The organism is Stenotrophomonas sp. (genome assembly GCF_036662295.1).
Classification (GTDB): domain Bacteria; phylum Pseudomonadota; class Gammaproteobacteria; order Xanthomonadales; family Xanthomonadaceae; genus Stenotrophomonas.
Window position 1 is genome coordinate 1 of sequence record NZ_JAVWXA010000098.1, and the last position, 14,636, is coordinate 14,636.

Annotated in this window: 12 protein-coding genes and 1 tRNA gene; 11 read left to right on the forward strand and 2 right to left on the reverse strand. The window is 67.8% G+C overall.

The features are described 5' to 3' along the window. Positions 1–23 precede the first annotated feature (23 nt). From RSA25_RS15680 to RSA25_RS15715, 8 genes are all read left to right on the forward strand, one after another. The gene (locus tag RSA25_RS15680) at positions 24–518 is read left to right on the forward strand and encodes a CinA family protein (RefSeq protein ID WP_332809776.1); all 495 of its coding nucleotides are present in this window, start codon (positions 24–26) and stop codon (positions 516–518) included. A 35-nt stretch (positions 519–553) separates the two neighbouring features. Beyond that, positions 554–2,230, forward strand: coding sequence for a 2-polyprenylphenol 6-hydroxylase (gene ubiB, locus RSA25_RS15685; RefSeq protein ID WP_332809777.1), 1,677 nt, complete (start codon positions 554–556; stop codon positions 2,228–2,230). A gap of 414 nt (positions 2,231–2,644) precedes the next feature. Beyond that, positions 2,645–3,295 (forward strand): transcriptional repressor LexA, encoded by a 651-nt coding sequence (gene lexA / locus RSA25_RS15690; RefSeq protein ID WP_332809778.1) that lies wholly within the window; start codon positions 2,645–2,647, stop codon positions 3,293–3,295. 204 nt (positions 3,296–3,499) lie between these two features. After that, positions 3,500–4,540 carry a recombinase RecA gene (gene recA / locus RSA25_RS15695; protein ID WP_332809779.1) on the forward strand — a complete coding sequence of 347 codons (1,041 nt, stop codon included), beginning with the start codon at positions 3,500–3,502 and terminating at the stop codon, positions 4,538–4,540. Between the two features lie 110 nt (positions 4,541–4,650). Beyond that, positions 4,651–5,142 (forward strand): recombination regulator RecX, encoded by a 492-nt coding sequence (recX, locus tag RSA25_RS15700; RefSeq protein ID WP_332809780.1) that lies wholly within the window; start codon positions 4,651–4,653, stop codon positions 5,140–5,142. A gap of 105 nt (positions 5,143–5,247) precedes the next feature. Further along, positions 5,248–7,896 carry an alanine--tRNA ligase gene (gene alaS, locus RSA25_RS15705; protein WP_332809781.1) on the forward strand — a complete coding sequence of 883 codons (2,649 nt, stop codon included), beginning with the start codon at positions 5,248–5,250 and terminating at the stop codon, positions 7,894–7,896. A gap of 141 nt (positions 7,897–8,037) precedes the next feature. Continuing rightward, a complete protein-coding gene (csrA, locus tag RSA25_RS15710; protein ID WP_019183311.1) occupies positions 8,038–8,241 on the forward strand; it encodes a carbon storage regulator CsrA in 204 nt (67 codons plus the stop codon). Between the two features lie 81 nt (positions 8,242–8,322). Further along, positions 8,323–8,415 (forward strand) — tRNA-Ser (locus RSA25_RS15715). A 93-nt stretch (positions 8,416–8,508) separates the two neighbouring features. On the opposite strand, the gene RSA25_RS15720 is transcribed toward RSA25_RS15715, so the two are convergent. Beyond that, positions 8,509–8,955, reverse strand: a complete 447-nt coding sequence (locus RSA25_RS15720) for a hypothetical protein (protein WP_332809782.1) — start codon at positions 8,953–8,955, stop codon at positions 8,509–8,511. Positions 8,956–9,220: 265 nt separating this feature from the next. On the opposite strand from RSA25_RS15720, the gene RSA25_RS15725 reads away from it, so the two are divergent. After that, complete coding sequence (locus tag RSA25_RS15725) at positions 9,221–11,338, forward strand: TonB-dependent siderophore receptor (protein WP_332809786.1); 2,118 nt, start codon at positions 9,221–9,223, stop codon at positions 11,336–11,338. An 11-nt stretch (positions 11,339–11,349) separates the two neighbouring features. On the opposite strand, the gene RSA25_RS15730 is transcribed toward RSA25_RS15725, so the two are convergent. Further along, complete coding sequence (locus tag RSA25_RS15730; protein ID WP_332809783.1) at positions 11,350–12,051, reverse strand: pirin family protein; 702 nt, start codon at positions 12,049–12,051, stop codon at positions 11,350–11,352. A gap of 138 nt (positions 12,052–12,189) precedes the next feature. Between RSA25_RS15730 and RSA25_RS15735 the strand changes: the two genes are divergently transcribed. Both RSA25_RS15735 and RSA25_RS15740 read left to right on the forward strand, forming a co-directional pair. Beyond that, on the forward strand, positions 12,190–13,116 hold the full coding sequence (locus RSA25_RS15735; RefSeq protein ID WP_332809784.1) for a LysR family transcriptional regulator: 927 nt from the start codon (positions 12,190–12,192) through the stop codon (positions 13,114–13,116). 117 nt (positions 13,117–13,233) lie between these two features. Beyond that, positions 13,234–14,376, forward strand: coding sequence for an alpha/beta fold hydrolase (locus tag RSA25_RS15740; RefSeq protein ID WP_332809785.1), 1,143 nt, complete (start codon positions 13,234–13,236; stop codon positions 14,374–14,376). Positions 14,377–14,636 lie beyond the last annotated feature (260 nt).

Below are 14,636 nucleotides of genomic sequence, written 5' to 3' on the forward strand. Positions count from 1 at the left end.
GCCCCCGTCGAACCAGGATTTCCATGAGCATCCCCACCGACGCCGAACTCGGCCTGCTTGCCCGCGACGTCGGCCAGCGCCTGCAGCAGGCCTCGCTGCAGCTGGTCAGTGCCGAAAGCTGCAGTGGCGGCTGGATCGCCAAGGCCATGACCGACGTCGCCGGCTCGTCGGCTTTCTTCGACTGCGGCATGGTGGTTTACAGCTATGAAGCCAAGCAGCGCCTGCTCGGCGTCCGCGCGCAGACACTGGAGCAGTTCGGTGCGGTCAGCCGCGAAACCGTGCTGGAAATGGTGGCCGGTGCGCTGATCAATTCCGGCGCAGGCGTCGCAGTGGCGGTCACCGGCATCGCCGGGCCCGGTGGCGGCAGCCCGGACAAGCCGGTCGGCAGCGTCTGGATCGGCTGGAAGCAACGGGGCGGCTATGCGCGCGCACAGCTGTTCCAGTTCGACGGCGACCGCGAGGCCATCCGCCGGCAAACCGTGCAGCAGGCGCTGACGGGAATTTTCGCACCGGTGTGACATCCTCGGTGCGTGCGTGGACAGGAGTTGCACCGATGTGGGAAACGCTGGGAACCGTGCGCGACCTGGGGCGATTGCAGGAAATCGCCTCGGTCCTGATCCGCTATGGCTTTGGCGACCTGGTCCGCCGGATCGGGCTGGCCGACGTGCTCGAGCGCGCCGGGCGGCTGCTGCACTGGAACGACACGCAGATGCTGCGCATGACCGCACCGGTCCGGGTGCGGCGGGCGATGGAAGACCTCGGCCCGACCTTCGTCAAGCTCGGCCAGGTGCTGGCCACCCGCGTGGACCTGTTCCCGCCGGACTGGATCGCCGAGTTCTCCGAACTGCAGAACGCGGTGCCGGCGTTGCCCTACGCGCAGGTCCGCGAGCAGCTGGAGGCCGACCTGGGCGCGCCGGCCACCGAGGTGTTTGCCTGGCTGGATGAGACGCCGATGGCCGCGGCCTCGCTGGCGCAGGCGCACCGCGCCACGCTGCACGATGGCACCGCCGTGGTGCTCAAGATCCGCCGCCCCGGCATCCGCGAGGTGATCGAGGCCGACCTGCGCCTGCTGGCGCGGCTGGCCGAGATCGTGGAGGCCCGCGTGCCCGACCTGCAGCGTTACCGCCCGGCCGAGGTGGTGCAGCAGTTCCAGGTGTCGTTGCGGCGCGAGCTGGATTTCGCCGCCGAGTGCCGCAACGCCGAGCGCATCGCCCGCCACTTCCAGGGCCGCCAGGACATCCTGATTCCCAACGTGCACTGGCAGTGGACCTGCGAGAGCCTCAACGTGCAGGACTTCGTGGACGGCATCCCCGGGCGCGACCTCGCCGGGGTGGATGCGGCGGGCCTGGATCGGGTGCAGCTGGCCCGTCGCGGCGCGCACATCGTGCTCAAGATGGTGCTCGAAGACGGCTGCTTCCACGCCGATCCGCACCCGGGCAACATCATCTACCTGCGTGACGGACGCATTGGCGTAATCGATTTCGGCATGGTCGGGGCGATCTCCGAGCAGCGTCGCTACCAGGTGGCCCAGCTGCTGCACGGGCTGGTCAACCAGGAGCCGGAGGCGGTGGCCGACGTGTTGCTGGACTGGGCCGGCGGCGTGGACGTGGACGAGTCGCGGCTGCAGCAGGACATCAGCACCTTCGTCGACCAGTACCGCGGCGTGCCGCTCAAAGACCTGCACATGGGGCTGATGCTGGGCAACATCACCACGCTGCTGCGCCAGTACGCGCTGACCCTGCCGGCCGACCTCGCGCTGATGATCAAGACCTTCCTCACCCTGGAAGGCATGGGCCGCCAGCTCGACCCGCAATTCGACATGGCCAGCGCCGCCCGCCCGTACCTGGAGCGGGTGATGTGGCAGCGCTACGCGCCCGGGGCGGTGCTCAAGCGCGGCAAGCGCAGCCTGGTGGGGGTGATGGACCTGCTCGGCGACCTGCCGCGCGACGTACGCCGGCTGCTGCAGATGGCCCGCCGCGGGCGGCTGCAGTTGAAGGTGGAGACCACCGCGCTGCAGGGCTTCGGCGACCAGGTCAACCGCGCCGCCAACCGGCTGGTCATGGGCATCGTCACCGCCGCGCTCATCATCGGCTCGTCCATCGTCATGCACAGCGTCGGCGGCGTCTCCAGCCGCTGGCTGCTGGCCCTGGGCGTGGCTGGCTTCGTCGGCGCCGGTTTCTGCGGCGTGTGGATCCTGTTCTCGATCTGGCGAAGCGGCAGAACCCCATAGGGTTCTGCCGCCGGGATCCGAAGGATCCCCGCCATCGGCCGCCCCGCGGCCGATGGCGTGTAGCGCCGACCGTCGGTCGGCCGCTCTTCCGTCCGCCCCCATGCCCCTGCACTTACCGGCCTGTCGCGCGTCCGCACGCCAAGCGCAGCCACCCATGGGGTGGCTCTACCGTCCCCGCCAACGCATTCGCAGGTCGCGCGTCCGCACACCGCGCGCAGCCACCCATGGGGTGGCTCTACCATCCACGCCAACGCAGATCCGCCGAGGCGTGCGAGGCGGTGCATCCGCAGGTAGAGCCACCCCATGGGTGGCTGCTTCCCCGCAGGCGTCATCAACCGGGATCGTCCCGCTTCCGCGTGCGCATCTTCCACGGGCACTTGCGCACCCACATCGTTAGTAGTAATACTACTAACCATGGAACTCACCGACACCCAGCAGGCGATCCTGCAGTTGATCGCCGAGCGTATCGAGACCGACGGCGCGCCGCCGTCGCAGACGGAAATCGCCCGCGCCTTCGGCTTCAAGGGGGTGCGCGCGGCACAGTACCACCTGGAAGCCCTCGAGCAGGCCGGCGCGATCCGGCGCATTCCCGGCCAGGCCCGTGGCATCCGGCTGGTCCAGGCCCCGGCGCTGCAGGACGGCCTGCCGGCCTCGCTGTCGGTGCCCGCGCTGCCCGACCACGTCCTGCGCCTGCCGGTGCTGGGCCGGGTCGCGGCCGGTCTGCCGATCGGGGCGGACATCGGCTCGGACGACTTCGTCGTGCTCGACCGGGTGTTCTTCTCGCCGGCGCCGGACTACCTGCTCAAGGTGCAGGGCGACTCGATGATCGACGAAGGCATCTTCGACGGCGACCTCATCGGCGTGCACCGCACCCGCGACGCCCGCTCGGGGCAGATCGTGGTGGCCCGCATCGATGACGAGATCACCGTCAAGCTGCTCAAGATGGGCAAGGACCGCATCCGCCTGCTGCCGCGCAACCCCGATTACAAGCCGATCGAGGTGCTGCCCGACCAGGACTTCGCGATCGAAGGCCTGTATTGCGGCCTGCTGCGGCCCAACCGCTGATCCTTCTACACCGCATTTTCTGCACGGTCTTTTGTGGCGATTCTCTGGTTCCGCTGAGGTTGGTACGGATGTCCGATAATTTTTTTCCGAACGCCGGGCAGAATCTCAGCCTGTGCGATACGCCAGCCTTAAAGTGAACCCATGGCCAAGAAGACTTCCAAAGACAGCACCTCCACCGACACGACCTCTGCAAGGACCACTCCGATGGACGAGAACAAAAAGCGTGCCCTGACCGCCGCCCTGGGCCAGATCGAAAAGCAGTTCGGCAAGGGCGCCGTCATGCGCATGGGCGATCGTGTCGTCGAAGCGGTCGAGATCATTCCCACCGGTTCGCTGATGCTGGATATCGCACTCGGCATCGGCGGCCTGCCCAAGGGCCGCGTCGTGGAGATCTACGGTCCCGAATCGTCGGGCAAGACCACCCTCACCCTGCAGGCCATCGCCGAGTGCCAGAAGAAGGGCGGCACCGCCGCCTTCATCGACGCCGAGCACGCCCTGGACCCGATCTACGCCGCCAAGCTGGGCGTGAACGTGGACGACCTGCTGCTGTCCCAGCCCGATACCGGTGAGCAGGCGCTGGAAATTGCCGACATGCTGGTGCGTTCGGGCTCGGTGGACATCGTGGTGGTCGACTCGGTGGCCGCGCTGACCCCCAAGGCGGAAATCGAAGGCGAGATGGGCGACCAGCTGCCGGGCCTGCAGGCCCGTCTGATGAGCCAGGCGCTGCGCAAGCTCACCGGCAACATCAAGCGCTCCAACACCCTGGTGGTGTTCATCAACCAGCTGCGCATGAAGATCGGCGTGATGATGCCGGGCCAGAGCCCGGAAGTGACCACCGGCGGCAACGCACTCAAGTTCTATGCCTCGGTGCGCCTGGACATCCGCCGCATCGGTGCGATCAAGAAGGGCGATGAGATCATCGGCAACCAGACCAAGATCAAGGTCGTCAAGAACAAGCTGGCCCCGCCGTTCAAGCAGGTCATCACCGAAATCCTCTACGGCGAAGGCATCAGCCGCGAGGGTGAACTGATCGACATGGGCGTGGAAGCCAAGCTGGTCGAGAAGGCCGGCGCCTGGTACAGCTACGGCGAAGAGCGCATCGGCCAGGGCAAGGACAACGCCCGCGGCTACCTGCGCGACAACCCGCAGGTGGCCCAGCGCCTGGAAGCCGAGCTGCGCGAGAAGTTCCAGCCGGCCGAGGCCCCGCGTGAAGCCGGCCAGGAAGACGAAGACGACGCCGAGTGAGTTTCCTGCGGGGCAGGGCGGCGCCGTCAGTGACGCTCGCCCTGTCCCGCGGTTTCAGGATTCCCCGACGGGGGAAGCGCCATGGACGGCGCATTTGATCGAGGGTTGCCATGCAGGATCCAGATGCACCGGCACCGCGCCGCAAGCGCCGCGTACAGGAGCAGACCCCGGTACAGCGTGCCCTGGGGCTGCTGGTCCGGCGTGAACATTCCCGGAAAGAACTGACCCGCAAGCTGCAGGCCCGGGGTATCGAGACCGAGGCGGCAGCAGCGGCGGTGGAAAAGCTTCGCGAGGCGGGCTGGCAGGACGACACCCGGTTTGCGGAGAATCTTGTCCGGATCCGGTCCTCCACCGGGTATGGTCCGATCCACATCCGGGCCGAGCTGGGCACCCACGGCCTGGACAGCGAGCAGATTGCCGCCGCCATGGAGACCTTCGACGGTGATTGGACCGACAACGCCCGCGAGCTGGTGTGCCGGCGGTTTGGCGAGGCCGGGCCCCAGGAACTGCCCCAGCGCCGTAAAGCGGCCGATCTGCTGGCCCGGCGGGGCTTCGATGGCGACAGCATTCGCCGTGCTACCCGCTACGACCCAGAGGACTGAGCGGCCCGGGCCTGATACCCTTTGTGGTTTCGGCGGTCCTGTGTTGACACCCGGCCATTGGGGCTGTGTGCCAAGGACCGGCCGGCCCGCATAAAGCCAGCCCCCATGAACGCATCCGTGAAATTCACTACCTCCCAGATCCGCAGCGATTTCCTTGAGTTCTTCAAGGGCAAGGGCCACACCATCGTGCCCTCGGCACCGTTGGTGCCGGGCAATGATCCGACCCTGCTGTTCACCAATTCCGGCATGGTGCAGTTCAAGGACGTGTTCCTTGGCGCGGAAAAGCGCAGCTACGTGCGCGCCGCCGACGTCCAGCGCTGCCTGCGGGCCGGCGGCAAGCACAACGACCTGGACCAGGTCGGCTACACCGCGCGCCACCACACCTTCTTCGAAATGCTGGGCAACTGGTCCTTTGGCGACTACTTCAAGAAGGACGCCATCGCCTGGGCCTGGGAGCTGCTGACCCAGGTCTGGAAGCTGCCGGCCGAGCGCCTGCTGGTCACCGTCTACCAGACCGATGACGAGGCCTACGCGCTGTGGCGCGACATGGTCGGCATCCCGGAAGCGCGCATCGTGCGCATCGGCGACAACAAGGGCGCGCCGTTCGCGTCGGACAACTTCTGGCAGATGGCCGAAACCGGCCCCTGCGGCCCCTGCACCGAGATCTTCTACGACCACGGCGACCACATTGCCGGCGGCCCCCCGGGCTCGCCGGATGAAGACGGCGACCGTTTCATCGAGATCTGGAACCTGGTGTTCATGCAGTTCGACCGCCAGGCCGACGGCACCCTGGTGCCGTTGCCGGCCCCGTGCGTGGATACCGGCATGGGCCTGGAGCGCCTGGCCGCGATCCTGCAGCACGTGCACACCAACTATGAAATCGACCTGTTCCAGGCGCTGATCCGCAAGGCAAGCGAGCTGACCGGCATGGCCGACCTGGAAAACAAGTCGCTGCGGGTGATCGCCGACCACATCCGCGCCTGCTCGTTCCTGATCGTCGATGGCGTGCTGCCGTCCAACGAAGGCCGCGGCTACGTGCTGCGCCGGATCATCCGCCGCGCGCTTCGCCATGGCTGGATGCTGGGCGTGCGCCAGCCGTTCTTCAGCGCACTGGTGCCGACCCTGGTCGAGCAGATGGGGGCCGCCTACCCGGAACTGCCGGCCCAGGCCGAGACCGTGGTGCGCGCCCTGCATGCCGAGGAAGAGCGCTTCGCCGAGACGCTCGATTCGGGCATGAAAATCTTCGACGACATCGCCACCCGGGTCAGCAACGGCGTGATCCCCGGCGCAGATGCCTTCCGCCTGTACGACACCTACGGCTTCCCGGTCGACCTCACCGCCGACATCGCCCGCGAGCGCGAGATGACCGTGGACATGGACGGCTTCAACGCCGCCATGGAAACCCAGCGTGAAACCGCCCGTGCCGCCGGCAAGTTCGGTGGCGGCGTGACCCTGTCCGCCGATCTGGTGGCCACGCTCAAGCCGACCGTGTTCCTGGGCTACGATCGCCTGCAGGCCGATGGCCTGACCGTGGTGGCCGTGCTCAAGGACGGGCGGCCGGTGCAGGCCGCGCAGGCCGGTGACGCGGTTATCGTGATCACCGACCAGACCCCGTTCTACGCCGAATCCGGCGGCCAGGTCGGCGACACCGGCGTGCTCACCGGCGCCGGCCTGCAACTGCAGGTCAGCGACACGCAGAAGTTCGCCGGCCAGTTCCATGGCCACGTGGGCATCCTCGCCGAGGGCAACCTCAAGGTGGGCGATGTGCTCAGCGGCCAGGTCGATGGCCAGCGCCGCGGCGCCACCATCCTCAACCACTCGGCCACCCACCTGCTGCATGCCGCCCTGCGCGAAGTGCTGGGCACCCACGTGCAGCAGAAGGGGTCGCTGGTGGCGCCGGACCGGCTGCGTTTCGACTTCTCGCACTTCGCGCCGATCAGCGCTGCCGACCTGGCCGTGATCGAGCGCAAGGTCAACGAGCAGGTGCGGGCCAACAACGCCGCCGAAGTGCACAACATGGGCATGCAGGAAGCGCTGGAATTCGGCGCCATGGCACTGTTCGGCGAGAAGTACGGCGAACACGTGCGCGTGCTCAAGATGGGCGACTACTCCACCGAACTGTGTGGCGGCACCCATGTCGGCCGTACCGGTGACATCGGTCTGTTCAAGATCACCTCCGAAGGTGGCGTGTCCTCGGGCGTGCGCCGCATCGAAGCGGTGACGGGGCAGGGCGCGCTGGATTACGTTGCCCACGAGGAAGCCGTGCTCGGTGAAGCGGCGTCGCTGCTAGGCGGCAACGCCGGCGACGTGGTCGAGAAGATCCGCCAGCTGGGCGAGCGCCAGAAGAAGCTCGAACGCGAACTGGACGCACTCAAGGCCAAGCAGGCCGCCGGTGCCACCGCCGATCTCGGCGCGGGCGCGGTCGAGGTGAAGGGCATCAAGATTCTCGCCTCGCGCCTGGAAGGCTTTGATGCCAAGGCATTGCGCGATGCCATCGATCGCCTGAAGCAGCAGCTGGGCGATGCGGTGATCGTGCTGGCCGGCACCCAGGACGGCAAGGCGGCCCTGGTCGCCGGCGTGAACGGCAGTGCAATGGGCAAGGTCAAGGCCGGGGAACTGTTGGCCCATATCGCCAGTCAGATCGGGGGCAAGGGCGGCGGCCGCCCGGACCTCGCCCAGGGTGGTGGCGAGGACGGGCCCGCCCTTGCGTCTGCACTCGCAGCCGTCGTGGACTGGGTCACTCCCCGTATCTGAACGCCGTGATGCCTCCTGCTCCTTGAAGGGGCGGGAGGCCTGACGGTACTATGGCTAATCCCTTCCCTTTGTCGTGTGGCGTTCCTTGGCTGGGCGCCGAGCCGGTGGGAAGATCCACCGGTTCCCTGGAGACTTGCAAAAATGTTGATCCTGACTCGCCGCGTAGGCGAAACCCTGATGATCGGTGATTCGGTCAGCGTGACCGTGCTCGGCGTCAAGGGCAACCAGGTGCGTATCGGTATCACCGCTCCGAAGGACGTGGCCGTGCACCGCGAAGAGATTTATCAGCGGATCCAGCGTGGCGACGAGCCGAATGCATCCGGAAGTGAAAATTCTTCGGATTAAGGCTTTACCTTCGGGCGCGGAAAAAGTTATTATTCGCGCCCCCGCTGAGATGAAACACGGCAGCGGCGGAACCAGAACACTGGAGCGGTGCCCGAGTGGCTGAAGGGGCTCCCCTGCTAAGGGAGTATAGGGCCAAAAACTCTATCGAGGGTTCGAATCCCTCCCGCTCCGCCAGATGTGAGAAAAGCCCCTGAGTGCAAGCTCAGGGGCTTTTTCTTTGCCTGTTTTCCGGTGTTCGCATCGCGGCCGGCGCACCGCGCACGCGCCTCAGTCCGGCACGAACGCGCGCTGTTCGGTCTTGATCAGCACCAGCCGCCGGCCATCCCACAGGTAGTAGTCGAGGATGTCCGGGTAGCCGTAGCCGTCGTTGTGGGTGGCGATCAGCAGGCGACTGTCGCGTCGATGCGCCAGGCGGCCGTTGTTGAGGTACAGGCCGGGGTGCACCTTGCCGTTGCGGCGGTCGATCAGCGCGAACTGCAGGCAGCCGCTGCCGCAGCCCAGGGTGTAGACCGTGAAGCGATCGGCGAAATCGAGCGGGCCATCGCCGCCGCCTTCCAGGTATTGGCGCAGCTTCCAGTCGATGCCGTGGCGGGGCACGCGGGTGGGCGCGTAGTGATCGATGCGGGTCAGCGCGACCGGGTAGTCCTGCAACTGCGGCGTGCCGGGCAGGGCACCTGCCAGGGCCAGCAGCCAGGCGGCCAGTGGGGTCATCATGCGTGTCTGCGGCGGCGTGGCGCCGCCTCCATCCGTGGGGTGATCAGGATCGCATGCCGCGCACAATGACGCGATTGGCCTGCTGGCGTAGAATCCCGCTGCTGCCGCGACGCGTCCTGCGTCCGGCCTTCCCTTTTCCTCCAGCCGCCGCCAGAGGCATCCCGTCCTGCCTGGAGGCATTGCCGTGTCCGTAGCTTCGTCCCGTTTCGCTGCTCCCCGTCCGCGCCGCGTGCGCGTGCCATCGTCGTCGCCGCTGACCCGGGCGATGGTGTTGGCGCTGGTCGTGCTGGCCGGCACCGCACAGGCCGAGGACACGCCGGCCCCGCCGCGTGATGGCGCGGCCCAGACCCTGGAGACCGTGCAGGTGACCGCCAACCAGCTTGGCACCGTTACCGAGGGAAGCGATTCCTACACGCCGGGCACGATCGCCACCGCGACGCGGCTGGTGCTGACCCCGCGCCAGACCCCGCAGTCGATCAGCGTGATCACGCGGCAGGAGATGAACGATTTCGGCCTCAACGGCATCGACGATGTCATGAAGGTCACCCCGGGGATCAGCATCGTGACCTACGACAGCGAGCGCACCGAGTACTACGCGCGCGGCTTTGCCGTGCAGAACTTCCAGTACGACGGCATCCCGATGGCGCGCGACTCGGCGTACTCGGCGGGCAACACGCTCAGCGACATGGCCATCTATGACCGCGTGGAGGTGCTCAAGGGCGCCACCGGCCTGCTCACCGGCATGGGCGACCCGGGCGCGACCATCAACCTGGTGCGCAAGAAGCCCACCCGCGAACTGGCCGGCGGCGTCACGCTCGGGGCCGGTTCCTGGGACAGCTATCGCGCCGAGGTGGACGTCGGTGGGCCGCTCACCGAGAGCGGTCGCGTGCGCGGGCGTGTGGTGGGTGCCTACCATGACAAGCATTCCAACGTGGACCACTACCAGCGCCGCAACACGGTCTTCTACGGCATCCTGGAGGCCGACATCGGCGACCGCACGCTGCTGACCGTGGGTGCCGACGCCCAGGACAGCGATCCGCAGGGCTCCAGCTGGGGCGGCATCCCGCTGCTGGACAGCACCGGTGCCTTCAACGCGATGCCGCGCTCGTTCAACAACGGTGCCCGCTGGAGCCGCTGGGGCCAGTACAGCCGCACCGGCTTTGCCACGCTGGAGCACACCTTCGGCAACGACTGGGTGGCCAAGCTGCAGCTCAACCACCAGGTCAACGGCTACGATGCCGCGCTCGGGGCGGCCGCCGGCGGCAACCCGGACCCGGTCACCGGGCAGGGCGTGAGCATGTGGCTGGGCCAGTACATCGGGAGGACCACCAGCAACGCCGCCGATCTGTATGTGAGCGGCAAATTCCAGTGGTTCGGCCGCGAGCACGAACTGGTGGTCGGCGGCAGCGTGTCGCGCAAGCACTGGATCAACAACGGCTACTCGCCGCAGCCGGGCTATGTCAGCACCGTGGCCAACTACTACGGCTGGACCGGCGATGCGCCCGAGCCGGACTGGCAGTGGGGCTATGGCGATGACCAGGTCACGCGCGAGAGTGGCGCCTACGTGGTCGGCCGCTTCGACCTGGCCGATCCGCTCAAGCTGATCGTCGGCAGCCGCATCGCCAATTACACCTCACCCGATACCGACGAAAGCGGCGTGGTCGTGCCGTACGCCGGGTTGGTCTACGACCTCAACCGCAACCTCTCGGTGTTCGCCAGCTACAGCACCATCTTCAAGCCGCAGGGCTACCAGGACGAGCAGGGCAGGACGCTCGATCCGCTGGAAGGGCGCAGCTACGAGGCTGGCCTGAAGGCGGAGTTCTTCGACGGGCGCTTGAACGCGAGCGCTGCGGTGTTCCAGCTGGACCAGGACAACTACGCCGAGCAGACCGGCGGGCGGACCCCCAGTGGCGGCGATGCCTACCGCGCGCTGATGGGCGTGCGCACCAAGGGTTACGAACTGGAGGTGTCCGGCCAGTTGGCGCCCGGGTGGCAGCTGCAGGGGGGTTACGCGCACAAAGTGGCGCGCCAGCAGGACACCAAGGTGTCAACGCTGGAGCCGGAGGACCAGTTCAGTGTGCACACCAGTTACCGTCTGCAGGGCAGCCTGCAGGGCTGGCGCGTGGGCGGTGGCGCGCGTTGGCAGGGCAGCACGTTCGGCACCATCAGCAATCCGGCCAACGGGCAAAGCCAGGTCCATCGCACCGAGCCGTATTGGCTGCTTGATGCGATGGCCGGCTATGCGTTCAACGAGCGGCTCTCGGCCACGCTCAACGTCAACAACCTGCTGGACAAGCGTTACTACACGATCTTCAGCTGGTACAGCACCTACACCTGGGGCGAGCCGCGCAACGTGCGGTTGACGGTGAACTACCGGTTCTGACCCGGGCCGGCTTACAGCGGCACGTCGAAGACGATGACTTCGGCGTCGCTGCCCTTCTCCAGGGTGACCTGGGCCTCGTCGCGGATCTGCAGCGCATCGCCGGTGTCCAGGGTGATGCCGTTGACCTGGAGCTGGCCGCGGGCGACCTGCACATAGGCGCCCCGGCCGGTGGCCAGCGGCAACTGCACCCGATCGCTGCCGTCCAGGATCGTGGCGTACAGGTTGGCGTCCTGGTGGATCAGCAGCGAGCCGTCACGGCCGTCGCGCGAGGCGATCAGGCGCAGCTGGCCGCGCTTGGCTTCCGGGGCGAAATGGGTCTCCTGGTAGCTGGGGGTGATGTTCTCCTGGTCGGGGAACAGCCAGATCTGCAGGAAGTGCACCGCTTCGTCCGGCGAGTGGTTGAATTCGCTGTGGCTCACCCCGCTGCCGGCGCTCATGCGCTGCACGTCGCCGTAGCGCAGCACCGAACCGGTGCCCATGGAGTCCTTGTGCTCCAGCGCCCCGCCCAGCACGTAGGAGACGATCTCCATGTTGGCGTGATTGTGGGTGCCAAAGCCCTGGCCGCCCTGGACGCGGTCTTCGTTGATCACCCGCAGCGGGCCGAAGCTGGTGTAGCGGGGGTCGTAGTAGCCGGCGAAGGAGAAGGTGTGGTGGGAGTCGAGCCAGCCATGGTTGGCGTGGCCACGGGTGTTGCTCTTGCGGATCTGCAGCATGGGAGTGCTCCTTGTTCGATGGTTTCGATGGTGGTCGGGGTGGTCGATGCCGCTGCCCTTTCCTGTTGGCGCCAGTATCCGCTTGCACCTTGGGTTTGAAAAACGGATAGTTTTGTAAGCCATCATCGAAAAATTCGAATGCTCAAGCTCAGCCTCGACGCCCTGCAGATCCTGGATGCCATCGACCGGCGCGGCTCGTTTGCCGCGGCCGGCAAGGCGCTCCACAAGGTGCCTTCGACCATTTCCTACACGGTGTCCAAGCTGGAGCAGGACCTGGGCGTGCAGCTGTTCGACCGGGTCGGGCCGCGCGCCGCGCTGACCCTGGCCGGCCAGGCCCTGCTGGAGGAGGGCCGGCACCTGCTGCGCGCGGCGCGGGAGCTGGAGATGCGGGTGCGCCGGGTGGCCTCCGGGTGGGAGGCCGAGCTGACCATCGCGGTGGATTCGATGTTTCAGCCGGCGCTGCTCGGCGAGGACATACGCGCCTTCAACGCGGTGGCCGAGCAGACCCGGGTGCGCCTGCTGGGGGAGTCGCTGTCGGGCACGTGGGAGGCGCTGCTGGACCGGCGCGCCGACCTGCTGGTGGGCGCGGCCGGCGAAGGGCCGAGCGGCGGGGGCTACGTGGGGGAGCCGAGGGGGGTGGTGGCCTTCGTGTTCGCGGTGGCGCCGTCGCATCCGCTGGCCGCGGTCGAGGGCGCGCTGGGGCGTGAGCAGCTGGCCGCGCACTGCGCGATCGCGGTGGCCGACTCGGCGCGACGGCTGCTGCCGCGCACGGTGGGGCTGTTGATGGGCCAGGAGACGGTGACCGTGCCCGATACGGTGAGCAAGTTCCGGCTGCAATGCGCCGGGCTGGGTTTCGGCTTCCTGCCCGAGCCTTACGTGCGGCAGGCGGTGCAGCAGGGCCGTCTGGTGGTCAAGCAGGTGGAGGAGCCCAAGCCGGATGAGACCTTCTGGCTGGCCTGGCGCCCGGGCGAGGAGGGCGCGGCCCTGCGCTGGTGGCGTGCGCGGATGCAGGGGCCGCAGGTGATGGCGCAGTGGTGGCCGCGGATGCAGGACTGGCTGGGTTGAGCGCGGGCCAGGCTGAACGGCGGCTGCGCTGTCATGAGATGGTCATGCCGGTGCGATAGTGCGCCCCGGGGCGCGACGCTACCCTGCCAGGCTCATTGCGATTCCTCCTTTCTGCCCATGAAGCGCTTGCTGCTGTTGCTGCTGGCCGGGGCTGGCCTGTGGCTGGCTGCCTGCTCCCCGTTGACCGCCGTCTCGACCTCCACTTCCCTCAGCGACCGCCTGGTCGCGCCGGGCGGTGTTTCCACGTTGCTGGACACCCCGCGCATCGAAGCGGCGGTGGAGAGCGTGCCCAACCGCCACGGTTACGTGACCGGCCGGGCCGGCGTGCCGCTGTTCTGGCGGGCGTTCGACCCGGGGCAATACGGGCTGCGCTACCAGTACCTGGCCCAGCCCCACGACAACGGGCTGCCGTTGCAGACCGGCCTGCAGCTGGCGTTGCCCACGCCGTTCCAGCCGCAGGCGCCGCGCGGGACGGTGGTGCTGCTGCACGGCTGGATGATGAACGGCGATGCGATGCTGCCGTGGTCGCTGCAGCTGGCGCAGGCCGGCTATCGGGTGGTGACCATCGACCTGCGCAACCATGGGCATTCGGGCGCGGGGCCGTCGGGCTACGGGACGTTCGAGTCCGACGATGTGATCGATGTGATCGACGCGCTGCAGGAGCGCGATGAAGTGGTGGGGCCGCTGTACCTGTTCGGGGTGTCCTATGGGGCGGCGACGGCGCTGTTTGCCGCCGACAAGCTCGGCGACCGGGTGACGGGGGTGGTGGCGATGGAATCCTTCGCCAATGCGGGCGATGCGATCCGGAGCATGATCCCGCACCTGATGTCGCTGCAGCCGTCGGGCTGGAAGGCGCAGGCGATCGCGTCCTACGCGCGCTGGCGTTACGGCGGGCAGAACCTCGACCAGGTGATCGCCGCGGCGAGCCAGCGGCTGGCAGTGGACCTGGATGCGGTGGATGTGTCGCGCGCGCTGGCCGACACGCGCGCGTGCGTGCTGTTGCTGCATGGCCAGGACGACCAGCACGTGCGCGTGGACCAGGGCCGGCGCCTGGCGGCGGCCAGCGCGCGCGCGCACTACATCGAGATGCGCGGCGAAGACCACATCACGCTGCCGCTGCGGCTGGATCTGCTGGGCGGGGTGGTCGATGAGTGGCTGGCCCACGACGCGCACGCCGGCGCGCATTGCCCGACACCGGCGGTGCCGCGTGAAGCCGATCGGCTGGCGATGGCGAAGGTGGAAGGCGCGCGGCGCGGTTGAGCGGGGGCCCGTACCCGCCCTTGGACAGTAGGCCGGTACGCACCGAGACGCCGGTAGTGCCGGCCGCTGGCCGGCAACCCACAGCCCCGATCCCGCGCGACCAAGCCGGCACTCGCACAGCTTCATCCGCCGCAACGCCAGAACCCTCCAGACGGGCGAACAGCCAAAAAAAACAGCAGCCGATGGCTGCCGTTCTTGTCGATGCAATGGTGCGCCCGGAGAGATTCGAACTCCCGACCGCCTGGTTCGTAGCCAGGTAC

What these genes read in the sequence shown, in the direction of transcription:
- RSA25_RS15680 (WP_332809776.1), top strand. Translation starts at nt 24, where the DNA reads ATGAGCATCCCCACCGACGCCGAACTCGGCCTGCTTGCCCGCGACGTC.
- ubiB (WP_332809777.1), top strand. Translation starts at nt 554, where the DNA reads ATGTGGGAAACGCTGGGAACCGTGCGCGACCTGGGGCGATTGCAGGAA.
- lexA (WP_332809778.1), top strand. Translation starts at nt 2,645, where the DNA reads ATGGAACTCACCGACACCCAGCAGGCGATCCTGCAGTTGATCGCCGAG.
- recA (WP_332809779.1), top strand. Translation starts at nt 3,500, where the DNA reads ATGGACGAGAACAAAAAGCGTGCCCTGACCGCCGCCCTGGGCCAGATC.
- recX (WP_332809780.1), top strand. Translation starts at nt 4,651, where the DNA reads ATGCAGGATCCAGATGCACCGGCACCGCGCCGCAAGCGCCGCGTACAG.
- alaS (WP_332809781.1), top strand. Translation starts at nt 5,248, where the DNA reads ATGAACGCATCCGTGAAATTCACTACCTCCCAGATCCGCAGCGATTTC.
- csrA (WP_019183311.1), top strand. Translation starts at nt 8,038, where the DNA reads ATGTTGATCCTGACTCGCCGCGTAGGCGAAACCCTGATGATCGGTGAT.
- RSA25_RS15720 (WP_332809782.1), bottom strand. Translation starts at nt 8,955, where the DNA reads ATGATGACCCCACTGGCCGCCTGGCTGCTGGCCCTGGCAGGTGCCCTG.
- RSA25_RS15725 (WP_332809786.1), top strand. Translation starts at nt 9,221, where the DNA reads ATGGTGTTGGCGCTGGTCGTGCTGGCCGGCACCGCACAGGCCGAGGAC.
- RSA25_RS15730 (WP_332809783.1), bottom strand. Translation starts at nt 12,051, where the DNA reads ATGCTGCAGATCCGCAAGAGCAACACCCGTGGCCACGCCAACCATGGC.
- RSA25_RS15735 (WP_332809784.1), top strand. Translation starts at nt 12,190, where the DNA reads ATGCTCAAGCTCAGCCTCGACGCCCTGCAGATCCTGGATGCCATCGAC.
- RSA25_RS15740 (WP_332809785.1), top strand. Translation starts at nt 13,234, where the DNA reads ATGAAGCGCTTGCTGCTGTTGCTGCTGGCCGGGGCTGGCCTGTGGCTG.